The organism is Pseudomonas sp. NPDC077649, from assembly GCF_044542855.1.
GTDB lineage: Bacteria > Pseudomonadota > Gammaproteobacteria > Pseudomonadales > Pseudomonadaceae > Aquipseudomonas.
The window spans coordinates 285,957-300,747 of the sequence record NZ_JBITVF010000005.1; the positions used below are offsets into that span (position 1 = coordinate 285,957).

A 14,791-nucleotide genomic window follows, 5' to 3' on the forward strand; every position below is an offset into this window, starting at 1 on the left:
GTGGGGCCGTAATACGCGCGCCCCGACGGGTCGGGGCGCGCGGGGCGGCGGCGGTCAGTGGGCGATCAGCGGGTCGCTGACGCCCAGGGCATAGATCGCCACCATCGCGATGACTCCAGTAAAGAACACGTAGTACAGGGTCGGCCAGATGGTCTTGCGCAGGGTGCTGCCCTCGCGGCCGAGCAGGCCGACCGTGGCCGAGGCCGCCACCACGTTGTGGATCGCCACCATGTTGCCGGCGGCGGCGCCGATGGCCTGCACGGCGACGATCAGCGCGCCGGAGATGCCCAGGCTGCTGGCTACGCCGAACTGGAACTGGCTGAACATCATGTTGCTCACCGTGTTGGAACCGGCGATGAAGGCGCCCAGGGCACCGATGCTCGGCGCCAGCAGCGGGTAGATGCCGCCGACGCTGTCGGCCACCCAGCGCGCCATAAGGATCGGCATGCTGGCCAGCTCGGCGCCATTGACCCCGGAGTTGATCAGGATGCGCACCATCGGCACGGTGAACAGCAGCACGAAGCCGGCGCTGAGCAACACGCTGGACGACTCCTTCACCGCGGCGGTGAGTTCGCGCAGCTTCATGCCGTGCAGGAAGAAGGTGGCCAGCACCACGGCGACCAGGATGCCGCCCGGCAGGTACAGCGGCTGGAAGTTGGCGCCGATGCCGGCCTCGCCGAGCAGGTCGGGGAAGTTCACCACCACCGCCTTGAGCGCGTTGCCGACCTCGGGGAACACCCGGCTGATCACCAGCAGCACGCCGACCAGCACGTAGGGCAGCCAGGCGCGCAGGGCGCTCATCGGCTTGGCGGTGAGCTCGTCCAGCTTCATCTCGACGCTGCCCAGCCATTCGCTCGGCCACTTGTCGGCCGGGGCGAAATCCCAGGTGGTCTTAGGTACCAGGAAGCCGAAACGGGCGGCGCTGGTAACGATGGCCAGGCCGATCAGGCCGCCGAGCAGCGAGGGGAATTCCGGGCCGAGGAACACGCCGGTGGCGGCGTAGGGCAGGACGAAGGCGAGGCCGGCGAAGATGGCGAACGGCAGCACTTCCAGGCCGGCCTTCCAGCTTTTCTCCTGACCGAAGAAGCGGGTCAACATCATCGCCATCACCAGCGGCATGACCACGCCGACGGTGGCATGGATGATCGCCACCTGGCTGGTGATCAGCTGCAGGAACTGCGCCCAGCTCGAGCCCTGCTCGAGCAGCTGCGCGCCGATGCTGGCGGTGTCCAGGCCGGTGTTGACGCCGACGATGATCGGCGTGCCGACCGCGCCGAAGGACACCGGCGTACTCTGCACCAGCATACCCATCAGCACCGCGGCCATGGCCGGGAAGCCGATGGCCACCAGCAGCGGCGCGGCGATGGCGGCCGGGGTGCCGAAGCCGGAGGCGCCCTCGATGAAGCAGCCGAACAGCCAGGCGATGATGATCGCCTGGATGCGCCGGTCGGGGCTGATGGTGGCGAAACCGGCGCGGATCGCGGTGATGCCGCCAGAATGCTTGAGGGTGTTGAGCAGCAGGATGGCGCCGAAGATGATCCACAGCAGGCCGAGGGTGATCAGCAGGCCCTGCAGGGTCGAGGCCAGCACGCGGTTGAAGCTCATGTCCCAGGCGAACAGGCCGACCGCGGCAGTGATCAGGTAGACCAGCGGCATGGCGTGCTTGGCCGGCCAGCGCAGGCCGATCAGCAGCACGGCGGCCAGCAGGATGGGGGAGAACGCCAGCAGGGCGAGAATTCCGTTGGACATGGGGCTCACTCCGCGGCGAGGCGCACGCGGCGCAGTGGGGACGAAGCGGTGGCGGGCAGACGTGCGGCGCTATGGGGGTTCATGGCGTGACCTCGACGACTCGTTCTTGTTATCGGCATGGATTAATTGGTAAGACCAATTTACAAAGTTGCCGGCTCAGGTTAAAAGTCGATCAATGACCTGTCAAATCGTCGGGCTAAGACTTTGGTCGTAGAGGCTCGTCTTGTCCGCGTTCGGCCTGGGCGATAGGCTTGCGCCTCAGGGCCAGGCCTGCTGGTGGCCTGGTCAAACCAATGGAGAAGTTCGGGATGGAAGTAGGGCAGGTGCGGCAGCGCCGTTTATCGGACGATATCGTCGCGCAACTGGAAACCATGATTCTCGAAGGCACCCTGCGTGCCGGCGAGCGCCTGCCTGCCGAGCGCACCCTGGCCGAACAGTTCGGCGTGTCGCGCCCGTCGCTGCGCGAGGCGATCCAGAAGCTGGTGGCCAAGGGCCTGCTGGTCAGCCGCCAGGGCGGCGGCAACTACGTCGCCGAATCGCTCGGCTCCACCTTCAGCGACCCGCTGATGCAGCTGCTGGAAAACAAGGAGGACGCCCAGCGCGACCTGCTGGAGTTCCGCCACACCCTGGAAGGCTCCTGCGCCTACTACGCCGCCAAGCGCGCCACCGATATCGACCGCCAGCGCCTGACCGAGGCGTTCCAGGCGCTGCAGGACTGCTATACGCGGGTCGGCAAGGTCACCCGTGCCGAGGAGGGCGCCGCCGATGCGCGCTTCCACCTGGCCATCGCCGAGGCCAGCCACAACGCCGTGCTGCTGCACACCATCCGCGGTCTGTTCGACCTGCTCAAACGCAACGTGGTGACCAATATCGGCGGCATGTACGCCCAGCGCGAGGAGACCCGCGACATGCTGATCAGCCAGCACCGCGCGCTGTACGAGGCGATAGTCGAGGGCCGCGCCGAGGACGCCCGGGCGCTGTCGGATCGGCATATCGACTACGTGCAGGAAGTGCTGGCGGAAGTGCGGCTGGAGGCACGCCGGGTGGAGCGGGCGCAGCGGCGCGGCGCGGTCAGGCCCTAGGGCGCCAGCGCACCGCCCTGGCGCTGCGGGTGTTCAGGGGCGCGCGGCCTGGGCGGCGCCGCGACACCCTACCGAGTGCTCAGTCGTCCTTGCCCTTGCTGCGCATGGCGCGCTGCACTTCGCGGTCGGCGTCGCGTTCCTTCTCGACATGGCGCTTGTCGAAGTCCTTCTTGCCCTTGGCCAGGGCGATCTCGCATTTGACCAGGTGCTGCTTCCAGTACAGCGACAGCGCCACGCAGGTGTAGCCCTTCTGCTGCACCGAGCCGAACAGCTTGTCCAGCTCGCGCTTGTTCAGCAGCAGCTTGCGGGTACGGGTCGGGTCGGCGATGACGTGGGTGCTGGCGGTCTGCAGCGGGGTGATGTGCGCCCCCATCAGCCAGGCCTCGTCGTCCTTGAGCAGCACGTAGCTGTCCACCAGCTGCGCCTTGCCGGCGCGCAGACTCTTCACTTCCCAACCGGACAGCACCAGGCCGGCCTCGAACTTGTGTTCGATGAAGTAGTCGTGCAGCGCCTTCTTGTTCAGCGCGATAGTGCCTTGGGGATGTTTCTTTTGCTTAGCCATAGGGCGCGCATTATAGGGAGTCACCAACGCCTGCGCTATGGGCGGAGCCGGCGCCGAACTTGAGCCCGTGCGGCGAATCTCCGACAATGCGCGATCTTTTTTCCCGCAGCATGGGTTTGGCCGCATATGGCGAACGACAAAGTCTCGATTCACGGTGCCTGGGCCAGTCGCTGGGTGTTCATCCTGGCGGCCACCGGCTCGGCGGTCGGCCTCGGCAATATCTGGAAGTTTCCCTACATGACCGGGGTCTACGGCGGCGGGGCCTTCGTCGTCATGTACCTGTTCTGCATCGCCCTGGTCGGCGTGCCGATCATGCTGGCCGAGACCCTGATCGGCCGCCGTGGCCGGCAGAGCCCGGTCAACGCCATGAAGAGCCTGGCCGTCGAGGCCGGCGCCTCGAAGCACTGGTCACTGGCGGCGCTGGTGGGCATGGTCGCCGCGTTGCTGATCCTGTCGTTCTACAGCGTGGTGGCCGGCTGGTCGCTGGACTACATCCTGGGCATGGGCCGCGGCGATTTTACCGGGGTCACTGCCGACGGCGCCGGCGCCGCCTTCGGTGGCCTGACCGGCGATCCCTGGCGCCTGACCCTGTGGCACAGCCTGTTCATGCTGCTCACCGCCGTGGTCATCGCCAAGGGCGTGGTCGCCGGCCTGGAGCGCAGCCTGCGCATCATGATGCCGCTGCTGTTCGTCCTGCTGCTGGTGCTGCTGGGTTACAGCTTCACCACTGGACACTTCTGGCAGGGCTTCGACTTCCTCTTCCATTTCGATCCGAGCAAGGTGCAGGACGGCATCCTCGCCGCCATGGGCCATGCCTTCTTCACCCTCAGCGTCGGCGTCGGTTCGATCATGGTCTACGGCGCCTACATGCCGAAGCGGGCCTCGATCGGTGCCACGGTGCTCACCGTCGGCCTGCTCGATACCCTGGTGGCGCTGACCGCCGGGCTGGCGCTGTTTCCCATCGTCTTCGCCGCCGGCCTGGAGCCGGGCGGCGGTCCGGGCCTGATGTTCGTCACCCTGCCCATTGCCTTCGGCAATATCGCCTTCGGCCAGGTCATGGGGCTGATCTTCTTCGTGCTGGTGGCGGTGGCGGCCTGGAGTTCGTCGATCTCCATGCTCGAGCCGGCGGTGGCCTATTTCGTCGAGAAGACCGCGCGCAGCCGCGCGCAGGTGACCGCCGTGCTGGCGCTGCTGTGCTGGCTGGTGGGCATGGGCACCGTGCTGTCGTTCAACCTCTGGGCCGAGGCCAAGTTCTTCGTCTTCGCCGATGACGGTTTCCACCTGCTGCGGTGGGGCGCCGAGGGCGGCAAGACCTTCTTCGACAGCATCGACTACCTCACCAGCCGCATCCTGCTGCCGCTGGGCGGGCTGTCCTTCGCCCTGTTCGCCGGCTGGGTGCTGAGCCGTGATGCGGTGCGTGAAGAGTTGGCGATCAGCAGCCCGCTGCTGTTCAATCTGGCCCTCTGGCTGATTCGCGTGGTGGCGCCGATCGGCGTGCTGATCGTCTTTGTCGCGGAGCTGAGCAAATAAATGACCACGCGCATCCAACGCTCGGCGCTGCTGCCCTATCCGGCGCAGGCACTGTTCGACCTGGTCAACGACGTGGCCAGCTATCCCGAGTTCCTGCCCTGGTGCCGCGCCAGCCAGGTGCTGGAGGTCAGCGAGCTCCATATGCTGGCCAGCCTGGAGGTGGCCAAGGGCAGCCTCAGCCAGCGCTTCGTCACCCGCAACACGCTGCAGCCCGGGCAGCGCATCGAGATGAACCTGCAGGAGGGCCCGTTCACCCGCCTGCACGGCGTGTGGGAGTTCAAGGCGCTCGGCGACAAGGCCTGCAAGATCAGCCTGGACCTCTCCTTCGACTATGCCGGCCCGCTGGTGCGGGCTACCCTGGGGCCTCTGTTCAACCAGGCGACCAACACCCTGGTCGACGCCTTCTGCCAAAGGGCCAAGCAGCTGTATGGATAAGCGCAACATCGCCATCGAAGTGGTCTACGCCCTGGCCGACAAGCAGAAGCTGTTGCGCCTGTCGGTACCGGCCGGCACCACGGTGCGCGAGGCGGCGCTGCTCTCGGGTATGCAGCAGCATTTTCCCGGCCTGGACCTGCAGCAGGCGCCGCTGGGCATCTTCGGCAAGGCGGTGGCCAAGCCCGAGGAGCGGGTGCTGGAGGAGGGCGAACGGGTGGAAATCTACCGGCCGCTGATCGCCGACCCCAAGGAAGTGCGCAAACAGCGTGCGGCCAAGGCCAAGGCGAAAGAAGAAGGCGGAGAGCAGGTCTGAGAGGCGCCCGCCAGACATAAAAAAGCCCGGATCGCTCCGGGCTTTTTCATGTCTGGGTGTTACTGCGGATCGGTATCCAGTGGCTCCGGTACCGGTACCGGTACGGTCTCCACCTGGTCCACTTCGCGCTGGATCTGCTCCAGCAGCGAGCCCGGTGCGGGCGGGGTGTCGTCCTGCTGCTGCGGCTGGGCTTGCGGGGTGGTCACGCCGCTGTCCTCGCCGAGAATCGCCTGGTCGCGGCTGACGCCGGGCATGAAGTCGCCGGCCAGACCGACCAGTTGATCGTTGCCGTCGAACACCAGGCTGACGCGCTCCTGCAGGCGCTGAGTGCCACCCGGCTGGATGCTGTAGAGGTAGTCCCAGCGGTCGGCGTGGAAGGTGTCGGTGATTAGCGGATTGCCCATGATAAACCGCACTTGGCGTCGGGTCATTCCCGGGCGCAGCTGGTCTATCATGTCCTGTGTCACGACATTGCCCTGTTGGATGTCGATCTTGTAAACCCCGGGGAATGAACAACCGGCGAGTGCGAAGAGCCCGGTCAGCGACAGGCTGGTCAGCAAGAGCTTGGTTTTTTGCATCGGAGGGTGACTTCCACTATCTTGGGCAACTTGAACCCCGGATCATACCCGTATTGAAGGGTGCTGCGAAGCAGCATCCATGAGAAAGCAGACCATGGTTGAAAATAGCGAACTGCGCAAAGCTGGACTGAAAGTGACTCTGCCACGGGTGAAAATCCTGCAGATGCTCGACAACGCCGAGCACCGTCACATGAGTGCGGAAGACGTCTACAAGGCGCTGATGGAAGCCGGCGAAGACGTCGGCCTGGCCACCGTGTACCGCGTGCTGACCCAGTTCGAAGCGGCCGGCCTGGTGGTGCGCCACAACTTCGACGGCGGTCACGCTGTGTTCGAGCTGGCCGACAGCGGCCACCACGACCATATGGTCTGCGTGGATTCCGGCGAGGTGATCGAGTTCTTCGATGCGGAGATCGAGAAGCGCCAGAAGGAGATCGTCAAGGAGCACGGTTTCGAACTGGTGGATCACAATCTGGTGCTGTACGTGCGCAAGAAGAGCTGATGCTTCTGCTGCAATGAAAAAGGCGACCCGCGGGTCGCCTTTTCGTTTTTCGGTTTTCCGTCGCCCGGATGAAGGCCGGCGGGGCATGCCGAGCATTGCCGGATCGCATCCGGGCCAGGCTCCGCTTAGGCGGCCTGGGCCTTGCTCACCATCTTGCGCGCGTGGGCCAGGGATTCCTTGGTCAGATCGACGCCGCCGAGCATGCGCGCGATTTCCTCGATACGGCCGTCGTTGTCCAGCTTGCTCACCGCCGTGGCGGTGGCGTCCTCGTCGCGGCGCTTGTGCACGAACAGGTGCTGATGGCCCTGCGCGGCCACCTGCGGCAGGTGGGTGACGCACAGTACCTGGCCGCGTTCGCCGAGGCGACGCAGCAGCTGGCCGACCACTTCTGCGGTGGGGCCGCCGATACCGACGTCCACTTCGTCGAACACTAGGGTCGGCACGCGCGAGGTCTGCGCGGTGATCACCTGGATTGCCAGGCTGATGCGCGACAGTTCGCCGCCCGAGGCCACCTTGGCCAGCGCACGCAGCGGCTGGCCGGGGTTGGCGCTGACCAGGAACTCCACGCTCTCCAGGCCGCCGGCCTGCGGCTCGTCGCTGTCCAGCGGTTGCAGCTGGATGCTGAAACGCCCGCCGGGCATGCCCAGCGCCTGCATCTCCTGCTCCACCGCGGCGCTCAGGCGCGCGGCGGCCTGGGCGCGCAGGGCGCTGAGTTCTTCGGCCTTTTCCCGGTAGTGGCGGGCGTAGGCGGCCAGCTCCTCGGCCAGGCGCTCGCCGGCCTGGTCGTCGGCGTTCAGCCCTTCCAGCTCCTCGAACAGTTGCTGCTGCAGGGCGGCCAGTTCGCCGGGCTGGATGCGGTGCTTGCGCGCCAGGGTGTAGATGCTGTCCAGGCGTTCTTCCAGGTATTGCTGGCGCTCGGGGTCGGCGTCGAAGTGATCGAGGAAGCGGTTCAGCTCGCCGACCGCTTCTTCCACCTGGATCTGTGCGCTGGCCAGCAGGTTGCTGGCTTCGCCGAGGGCGCCGCCCTGGCCGGCGAAGCCGCCGAGACGATTGAGGCTGGCGGTCAGTGCCGACAGCACGTTGCCGGCATCGCTCTCGCTGCACAGCTCCAGCACCTGACGGCAGGCGCCGAGCAGGGCTTCGGCGTTGCTCAGGGCCTTGTGCTCCTGTTCCAACTGTTCCAGTTCGTGCTCGCCCAGGGCCAGGTTGTCCAGTTCTTCCAGCTGGTAGCTGAGCAATTGATGGCGAGCGCGCTGCTCGTCGCCCTGGCTGGAAACGCGCTGCAGCTCGTTGCGCGTCTGCTTCCAGCGCTGCGCGGCCAGTTGTACCTGGCGCGCCAGCTCCTGGCTGGCGGCGTATTCGTCGAGCAGGCGGCGATGGGTGTCGGTCTTCAGCAGCGACTGGTGCTCGTGCTGGCTGTGGATATCGATCAGCAGCTCGCCCAGGGCCTTGAGGTCGCCCAGTGGGCAGGGCGTGCCGTTGATATAGCCGCGTGAGCGTCCCTCGGCGGTGATCACTCGGCGCAGGATGCACGGGCCGTCGTGGTCCAGGTCGCGTTCGGCGAGCCAGGCGCGGGCTTCGGCGATGTCGCTCAGGTCGAAGCTGGCGAGGATGTCCGCCTTGTCGCTGCCGGGGCGCACCACGCCGCTGTCGGCGCGGTCGCCCAGGCACAGGCCGAGGGCGTCGAGCATGATCGACTTGCCGGCGCCGGTCTCGCCGCTGATGGCGCTCATGCCGCGGTCCAGTTCGAGATCGAGGTGGTCGACGATGGCGTAGTTGTGAATGGACAGGTGCACCAGCATGGCGAACGCTCCCGAATTGAAGTCTGGTTATTTATACAGTGTTTTTTCTTTTCCTGACAATCCTCCCTGTCGCCCCTTGAAAGCTGGGGATTTGGCTCCATATAGGCGGGCAGGTGCGCGAGTCGAGTTCGCGCCGGTTTATTCGAGAGGAGAGAGGCATGGCTGACGAACAGACCCTGGATACGCAGAACCCCGAGGCGCAGGCGGCTGAGGCCGCGGCGGCGGGCGACGACCTGGCTGCTCGCGTGCAAACGCTGGAAGAGCAACTGGCCGCTGCGCAGGATCAGTCGCTGCGCATGGCTGCCGACCTGCAGAACGTGCGCCGCCGCGCCGAGCAGGACGTGGAGAAGGCGCACAAGTTCGCCCTGGAAAAATTCGCCAACGACCTGCTGCCGGTGGTCGACAGCCTGGAGCGCGGCCTGGAACTGTCCAGCCCGGACGACGAGGCAATCAAGGCGGTGCGCGAAGGCATGCAGCTGACCCTCAAGCTGTTCCACGACACCCTGGCGCGCTACCAGCTGGAAGCCATCGATCCGCACGGCGCGCCGTTCAACCCGGAACACCACCAGGCCATGGCCATGGAGGAGAGCATCCACGCCGAGCCCAACTCGGTGCTCAAGGTGTTCCAGAAGGGCTATCTGCTCAACGGTCGCCTGCTGCGTCCGGCCATGGTCGTGGTCAGCAAGGCGCCGCTGACGCCGCCGCCGTCCATCGACGAGCAGGCTTGAAATCCGCCGCGCCGTCCCCATTTCTAAGTCAAGCGTTTTAGTGCTACCGCCGCCGGCGAAACCAGGCGACGGAAAAATCAAAGTTTCGGGAGAACACTCATGGGCAAAATCATCGGTATCGACCTGGGGACCACCAACTCCTGCGTCTCCATTCTGGAAAACGGCAACGTCAAGGTGATCGAGAACGCCGAAGGCGCGCGCACCACGCCGTCGATCATCGCTTACGCCAACGATGGCGAAATCCTCGTCGGCCAGTCGGCCAAGCGCCAGGCGGTGACCAACCCGCACAACACCCTGTACGCGGTGAAGCGTCTGATCGGCCGCCGCTTCGACGAAGAAGTGGTGCAGAAAGACATCCAGATGGTGCCGTACAAGATCGTCAAGGCCGACAACAACGATGCCTGGGTCGAGGTCAACGGCCAGAAGATGGCACCGCCGCAGATCAGCGCCGAAGTGCTGAAGAAGATGAAGAAGACCGCCGAGGACTACCTGGGCGAGCCGGTCACCGAGGCTGTCATCACCGTTCCGGCCTACTTCAACGACAGCCAGCGCCAGGCCACCAAGGACGCCGGCCGCATTGCCGGTCTCGACGTCAAGCGCATCATCAACGAGCCGACCGCAGCGGCGCTGGCCTATGGCATGGACAAGGCCAAGGGCGACCACACCGTGATCGTCTATGACCTGGGCGGCGGTACCTTCGACGTGTCGGTGATCGAGATCGCCGAAGTCGACGGCGAGCACCAGTTCGAGGTGCTGGCTACCAACGGCGACACCTTCCTCGGTGGCGAGGACTTCGACATTCGCCTGATCGACTACCTGGTCGACGAGTTCAAGAAAGAAACCGGCATGAACCTCAAGGGTGACCCGCTGGCCATGCAGCGCCTGAAGGAAGCCGCGGAGAAGGCCAAGATCGAGCTCTCCTCCAGTCAGTCGACCGACGTCAACCTGCCGTACATCACCGCCGATGCCACAGGGCCCAAGCACCTCAACGTGAAGATCTCCCGCGCCAAGCTGGAGTCGCTGGTCGAGGACCTGGTGCAGCGCACCATCGAGCCGTGCCGCATCGCGCTGAAGGACGCCGGTATCGACGTGGCCAAGATCGACGACGTGATCCTGGTCGGCGGTCAGACCCGCATGCCGCTGGTGCAGAAGACCGTCGCCGAATTCTTTGGCAAGGAAGCGCGCAAGGACGTCAACCCGGACGAAGCCGTGGCCATGGGCGCCGCCATTCAGGGCGCGGTACTGGCCGGCGACGTCAAGGACGTGCTGCTGCTCGACGTCAGCCCGCTGACCCTGGGTATCGAGACCATGGGCGGGGTGATGACCGCGCTGATCGAGAAGAACACCACCATCCCGACCAAGAAGTCGCAGGTGTTCTCCACCGCCGACGACAACCAGAGCGCCGTGACCATTCACGTGCTGCAGGGCGAGCGCAAGCAGGCCGCGCAGAACAAGTCGCTGGGCAAGTTCGACCTGGCCGAGATTCCGCCGGCTCCGCGTGGCGTGCCGCAGATCGAAGTGACCTTCGATATCGACGCCAACGGCATCCTCCACGTGTCCGCCAAGGACAAGGCCACCGGCAAGCAGCAGTCCATCGTGATCAAGGCCAACTCCGGCCTGTCCGAGGACGAGATCGAGCAGATGATCCGCGACGCCGAGGCCAACGCCGAGGAAGACCGCAAGTTCGAGGAGCTGGCCACCGCGCGCAACCAGGGCGATCAGCTGGTGCACGCCACCCGCAAGATGCTCACCGAGGCCGGTGACAAGGCTGACGCCTCCGAGAAGGCGGCCATCGAGAAAGCCATCGGCGATCTGGAAGTCGCGCTCAAGGGCGACGACAAGGCCGCCATCGAGGCCAAGATGAACGCCCTGTCCGAGGCCACCACGCCGCTGGCGCAGAAGATGTACGCTGAGCAGCCTCAGGCCGGCGCCGCCCAGCCGGGTGACGGCGATGCCAAAGGCGCCGCCGACGACGTGGTCGACGCCGAGTTCGAAGAGGTCAAGGAGAACAAGTAAGGGCTGCGGTTCGTACGCGAACCGCCCCTGCTTTCGCTCCACCGTCGCCTGGCGACGGGCAGGATTCGCCGCGCGGGAGCCCTCTCCCGCGTCGGCGTATCTGGAGCTCACGAATCTGAGAGTGCAGCACGACTATGGCAAAACGAGACTATTACGAAGTCCTGGGTGTGGAGCGCGGCGCCAGCGAGGCCGAGCTGAAGAAGGCCTACCGGCGCCTGGCGATGAAGTACCACCCGGACCGCAACCCGGACGACAAGGGCGCCGAGGAGAAATTCAAGGAGGCCAACGAGGCCTACGAAGTGCTCTCCGACGCCGGCAAGCGTTCGGCCTATGACCAGTACGGTCATGCCGGCGTCGACCCGCAGATGGGCGGCGGCGGTGGCGCCGGTTTCGGCGGCGCCAACTTCTCCGACATCTTCGGCGACGTGTTCAGCGACTTCTTCGGCGGCGCCCGCGGCGGTTCGCGCGGTGGCGCCCAGCGCGGCTCGGATCTGCGCTACACCCTGGAGCTGGACCTGGAAGAGGCGGTGCGCGGCACCACCGTGACCATCCGCGTGCCGACCCTGGTCGGCTGCAAGACCTGCGATGGTTCGGGTGCGAAGAAGGGCACCAGTCCGGTGACCTGTACCACCTGCGGCGGTATCGGCCAGGTGCGCATGCAGCAGGGCTTCTTCTCGGTGCAGCAGACCTGCCCGCGCTGCCACGGTAGCGGCAAGATGATCACCGACCCCTGCGGCAGCTGCCACGGCCAGGGTCGGGTGGAAGAGAGCAAGACCCTGTCGGTCAAGGTGCCGCCGGGCGTCGACACCGGCGACCGCATCCGCCTGTCCGGCGAGGGCGAGGCGGGCTCCCATGGTGGGCCGGCCGGCGATCTCTACGTGGTGGTCAACGTGCGCGAGCACGCGATCTTCCAGCGCGACGGCAAGCACCTGTACTGCGAGGTGCCGATCAGCTTCGCCGACGCGGCGCTGGGCGGCGAGCTGGAAGTGCCGACCCTCGATGGCCGGGTCAAGCTGAAGATCCCCGAAGGTACCCAGACCGGCAAGCTGTTCCGTCTGCGCGGCAAGGGCGTGGCGCCGGTACGCGGCGGTGCGGCGGGCGACCTGATGTGCCGGGTGGCGGTGGAAACCCCGGTCAACCTGAACAAGCGCCAGCGCGAGCTGCTCGACGAGTTCCGCAAGTCGCTGCAGGGCGACGACTCCCACTCGCCCAAGGCCAGTGGCTGGTTCGAAGGCGTCAAGCGCTTCTTCGGCGACGTATAAAACCCTGGCCTCAGGCTGCAGGCATGGCTTGCAGCTTGAGGTTTGCAGCTTGGAGCTGATGCTATGCAACGTATTGCAGTGATGGGCGCCGCCGGGCGCATGGGCAAGACCCTGATCGAAGCCGTGCGCCAGGCCGAGGGTGCGCAGCTGACTGCCGCCATCGACCGCCCGGACAGCAGCCTGATCGGCGTCGATGCCGGCGAACTGGTCGGCCTGGGCAAGATCGGCGTGGCGCTGGTCGACGATCTCGCCGCCGCGACCGCCGAGTTCGACGTGCTGATCGACTTCACCCACCCCTCGGTGACCCTGAAGAACCTGGAAATCTGCCGCGCCGCCGGCAAGGCCATGGTGATCGGCACCACCGGCTTCACCGCGGAAGAGAAGCAGCTGCTGAGCGAGGCGGCCAAGCAGATTCCCATCGTCTTCGCCGCCAACTTCAGCGTCGGCGTCAACCTCTGCCTGAAGCTGCTGGACACCGCCGCTCGCGTGCTGGGAAACGATGTCGATATCGAGATCATCGAGGCCCACCACCGGCACAAGGTCGACGCGCCGTCCGGCACCGCGCTGCGCATGGGTGAAGTGGTGGCCGATGCCCTCGGCCGCGACCTGCAGAAGGTCGCGGTGTACGGTCGTGAAGGCCAGACCGGCGCCCGCGCGCGCGAGACCATCGGCTTCGCCACCGTGCGTGCCGGCGACGTGGTCGGCGACCACACCGTGCTGTTCGCCGCCGACGGCGAGCGGGTGGAGATCACCCACAAGGCCTCCAGCCGCATGACCTTCGCCAAGGGGGCGGTGCGTTCGGCGCTGTGGCTGCAAAAGCGCCAGCCAGGGCTGTATGACATGCAGGATGTGCTGGAGCTGCGCTGAGGCAGGATGTCGCATGGCAGTGGATTTATGTCCGCTCGCCATCTTGCGGTGGACCGAAAAGGCCTTTTCCTGTAAGCTTCCCGCTTTAGTGTGTCCACTAAAAGTTACGCAGAAATGGCTCTGATAAAAAAGCGGGATGACCTTCACACGTCATCCCGCTTTTTTACAATCTGCGTTTGCTTCAAGCCTTGATCGAGACGGAGGTCTTCTTGACTAAGCCAGCCCCTAAACCCGCCATTCTGGCCCTCGCTGACGGCAGCATCTTTCGCGGCGAATCCATCGGGGCCGATGGCCAGACCATCGGAGAGGTGGTGTTCAACACCGCCATGACCGGCTATCAGGAAATCCTCACCGATCCTTCCTATGCCCAGCAGATCGTCACCCTGACCTACCCGCATATCGGCAACACCGGCACCACGCCGGAGGACGCCGAGTCCAACCGCGTCTGGGCCGCCGGCCTGATCATCCGCGATCTGCCGCTGATCTCCAGCAACTGGCGCGACAAGCAGCCGCTGGACGAATACCTCAAGGAAAACGGCACCGTCGCCATCGCCGGCATCGACACCCGCCGCCTGACTCGCATCCTGCGTGAGAAGGGCTCGCAGAACGGCTGCATCCTGGTGGGCGAAGGCGCCACCGAGGAAAAGGCGCTGGAGCTGGCGCGCAGCTTCCCGGGCCTCAAGGGCATGGACCTGGCCAAGGTGGTCAGCTGCGAGCAGCCCTACGAGTGGCGCTCCAGCGTGTGGAACCTGGACAGCGACAGCCACCCGGAAATCGCCGCGGCCGAACTGCCTTACCACGTGGTCGCCTACGACTACGGCGTCAAGCTGAACATCCTGCGCATGCTGGTCGCCCGCGGCTGCCGCCTGACCGTGGTGCCGGCGCAGACGCCGGCCAAGGACGTGCTGGCGCTGAATCCGGACGGCGTGTTCCTCTCCAACGGCCCCGGCGACCCCGAGCCCTGCGACTACGCCATTGCCGCGATCAAGGAAATCCTCGAGACCGAGATTCCGGTGTTCGGCATCTGCCTCGGCCACCAGCTGCTGGCCCTGGCCTCCGGCGCCAAGACCCTGAAGATGGGCCACGGCCACCACGGCGCCAACCACCCGGTGCAGGATCTGGATTCCGGCGTGGTGATGATCACCAGCCAGAACCACGGTTTCGCCGTGGACGAGAACAGCCTGCCGAGCAACCTGCGGCCGATCCACAAGTCGCTGTTCGACGGCACCCTGCAGGGCATCGAGCGTACCGACAAGGTGGCGTTCAGCTTCCAGGGCCACCCGGAAGCCAGCCCCGGCCCGCACGACGTGGCCCCGCTGTTCGACCGCTTCATCTCCGCCATGGCGGCCCGTCGCTGATCGCTGAGTC

Annotated in this window: 14 protein-coding genes; 10 read left to right on the top strand and 4 right to left on the bottom strand. The window is 65.8% G+C overall.

Translation table 11 applies throughout. The features are described from left to right. Positions 1–54: 54 nt before the first annotated feature. Complete coding sequence (locus ACIGFL_RS17180; RefSeq protein WP_021446393.1) at positions 55–1,749, bottom strand: L-lactate permease; 1,695 nt, start codon at positions 1,747–1,749, stop codon at positions 55–57. A 308-nt stretch (positions 1,750–2,057) separates the two neighbouring features. Here ACIGFL_RS17180 and ACIGFL_RS17185 point away from each other — a divergent pair, with 308 nt between their 5' ends. Then, on the top strand, positions 2,058–2,831 hold the full coding sequence (locus tag ACIGFL_RS17185) for an FCD domain-containing protein (RefSeq protein WP_122109077.1): 774 nt from the start codon (positions 2,058–2,060) through the stop codon (positions 2,829–2,831). 79 nt (positions 2,832–2,910) lie between these two features. Here ACIGFL_RS17185 and smpB read toward each other — a convergent pair whose 3' ends face one another. Next, a complete protein-coding gene (smpB, locus tag ACIGFL_RS17190; protein WP_021444625.1) occupies positions 2,911–3,393 on the bottom strand; it encodes an SsrA-binding protein SmpB in 483 nt (160 codons plus the stop codon). A gap of 126 nt (positions 3,394–3,519) precedes the next feature. Between smpB and ACIGFL_RS17195 the strand changes: the two genes are divergently transcribed. Genes ACIGFL_RS17195 through ACIGFL_RS17205 form a run of 3 tightly spaced genes read left to right on the top strand, consistent with a single transcriptional unit; the run spans position 3,520 to position 5,671 of the window. Further along, a complete protein-coding gene (locus ACIGFL_RS17195) occupies positions 3,520–4,923 on the top strand; it encodes a sodium-dependent transporter (RefSeq protein WP_397497965.1) in 1,404 nt (467 codons plus the stop codon). Then, on the top strand, positions 4,924–5,358 hold the full coding sequence (locus tag ACIGFL_RS17200) for a type II toxin-antitoxin system RatA family toxin (RefSeq protein ID WP_397497966.1): 435 nt from the start codon (positions 4,924–4,926) through the stop codon (positions 5,356–5,358). Continuing rightward, complete coding sequence (locus tag ACIGFL_RS17205; protein WP_021444622.1) at positions 5,351–5,671, top strand: RnfH family protein; 321 nt, start codon at positions 5,351–5,353, stop codon at positions 5,669–5,671. The genes ACIGFL_RS17200 and ACIGFL_RS17205 overlap by 8 nt, the downstream gene beginning before the upstream one ends. 59 nt (positions 5,672–5,730) lie before the next feature. Here ACIGFL_RS17205 and ACIGFL_RS17210 read toward each other — a convergent pair whose 3' ends face one another. Next, positions 5,731–6,249 (bottom strand): outer membrane protein assembly factor BamE, encoded by a 519-nt coding sequence (locus tag ACIGFL_RS17210; protein ID WP_021444621.1) that lies wholly within the window; start codon positions 6,247–6,249, stop codon positions 5,731–5,733. Positions 6,250–6,343: 94 nt separating this feature from the next. On the opposite strand from ACIGFL_RS17210, the gene fur reads away from it, so the two are divergent. Next, a complete protein-coding gene (gene fur / locus ACIGFL_RS17215) occupies positions 6,344–6,748 on the top strand; it encodes a ferric iron uptake transcriptional regulator (protein WP_031303278.1) in 405 nt (134 codons plus the stop codon). Positions 6,749–6,873: 125 nt separating this feature from the next. Here fur and recN read toward each other — a convergent pair whose 3' ends face one another. After that, positions 6,874–8,550 (bottom strand): DNA repair protein RecN, encoded by a 1,677-nt coding sequence (recN, locus tag ACIGFL_RS17220; RefSeq protein ID WP_021444619.1) that lies wholly within the window; start codon positions 8,548–8,550, stop codon positions 6,874–6,876. A gap of 158 nt (positions 8,551–8,708) precedes the next feature. Here recN and grpE point away from each other — a divergent pair, with 158 nt between their 5' ends. From grpE to carA, 5 genes are all read left to right on the top strand, one after another. Then, a complete protein-coding gene (gene grpE, locus ACIGFL_RS17225) occupies positions 8,709–9,278 on the top strand; it encodes a nucleotide exchange factor GrpE (RefSeq protein ID WP_021444618.1) in 570 nt (189 codons plus the stop codon). Between the two features lie 99 nt (positions 9,279–9,377). After that, positions 9,378–11,294: a molecular chaperone DnaK gene (gene dnaK / locus ACIGFL_RS17230; protein WP_021444617.1), complete on the top strand. Its 1,917-nt coding sequence runs from the start codon at positions 9,378–9,380 to the stop codon at positions 11,292–11,294. Between the two features lie 134 nt (positions 11,295–11,428). Continuing rightward, the gene (gene dnaJ, locus ACIGFL_RS17235; protein WP_031303276.1) at positions 11,429–12,556 is read left to right on the top strand and encodes a molecular chaperone DnaJ; all 1,128 of its coding nucleotides are present in this window, start codon (positions 11,429–11,431) and stop codon (positions 12,554–12,556) included. 63 nt (positions 12,557–12,619) lie between these two features. Next, positions 12,620–13,423 (top strand): 4-hydroxy-tetrahydrodipicolinate reductase, encoded by an 804-nt coding sequence (gene dapB / locus ACIGFL_RS17240; RefSeq protein WP_397497967.1) that lies wholly within the window; start codon positions 12,620–12,622, stop codon positions 13,421–13,423. Positions 13,424–13,632: 209 nt separating this feature from the next. Beyond that, positions 13,633–14,781 carry a glutamine-hydrolyzing carbamoyl-phosphate synthase small subunit gene (gene carA, locus ACIGFL_RS17245; RefSeq protein WP_397497968.1) on the top strand — a complete coding sequence of 383 codons (1,149 nt, stop codon included), beginning with the start codon at positions 13,633–13,635 and terminating at the stop codon, positions 14,779–14,781. Positions 14,782–14,791 lie beyond the last annotated feature (10 nt).

Excerpts from the sequence above, each read along its gene's own strand:
- ACIGFL_RS17180 (WP_021446393.1), bottom strand. The coding sequence starts at position 1,749 with ATGTCCAACGGAATTCTCGCCCTGCTGGCGTTCTCCCCCATCCTGCTG.
- ACIGFL_RS17185 (WP_122109077.1), top strand. The coding sequence starts at position 2,058 with ATGGAAGTAGGGCAGGTGCGGCAGCGCCGTTTATCGGACGATATCGTC.
- smpB (WP_021444625.1), bottom strand. The coding sequence starts at position 3,393 with ATGGCTAAGCAAAAGAAACATCCCCAAGGCACTATCGCGCTGAACAAG.
- ACIGFL_RS17195 (WP_397497965.1), top strand. The coding sequence starts at position 3,520 with ATGGCGAACGACAAAGTCTCGATTCACGGTGCCTGGGCCAGTCGCTGG.
- ACIGFL_RS17200 (WP_397497966.1), top strand. The coding sequence starts at position 4,924 with ATGACCACGCGCATCCAACGCTCGGCGCTGCTGCCCTATCCGGCGCAG.
- ACIGFL_RS17205 (WP_021444622.1), top strand. The coding sequence starts at position 5,351 with ATGGATAAGCGCAACATCGCCATCGAAGTGGTCTACGCCCTGGCCGAC.
- ACIGFL_RS17210 (WP_021444621.1), bottom strand. The coding sequence starts at position 6,249 with ATGCAAAAAACCAAGCTCTTGCTGACCAGCCTGTCGCTGACCGGGCTC.
- fur (WP_031303278.1), top strand. The coding sequence starts at position 6,344 with ATGGTTGAAAATAGCGAACTGCGCAAAGCTGGACTGAAAGTGACTCTG.
- recN (WP_021444619.1), bottom strand. The coding sequence starts at position 8,550 with ATGCTGGTGCACCTGTCCATTCACAACTACGCCATCGTCGACCACCTC.
- grpE (WP_021444618.1), top strand. The coding sequence starts at position 8,709 with ATGGCTGACGAACAGACCCTGGATACGCAGAACCCCGAGGCGCAGGCG.
- dnaK (WP_021444617.1), top strand. The coding sequence starts at position 9,378 with ATGGGCAAAATCATCGGTATCGACCTGGGGACCACCAACTCCTGCGTC.
- dnaJ (WP_031303276.1), top strand. The coding sequence starts at position 11,429 with ATGGCAAAACGAGACTATTACGAAGTCCTGGGTGTGGAGCGCGGCGCC.
- dapB (WP_397497967.1), top strand. The coding sequence starts at position 12,620 with ATGCAACGTATTGCAGTGATGGGCGCCGCCGGGCGCATGGGCAAGACC.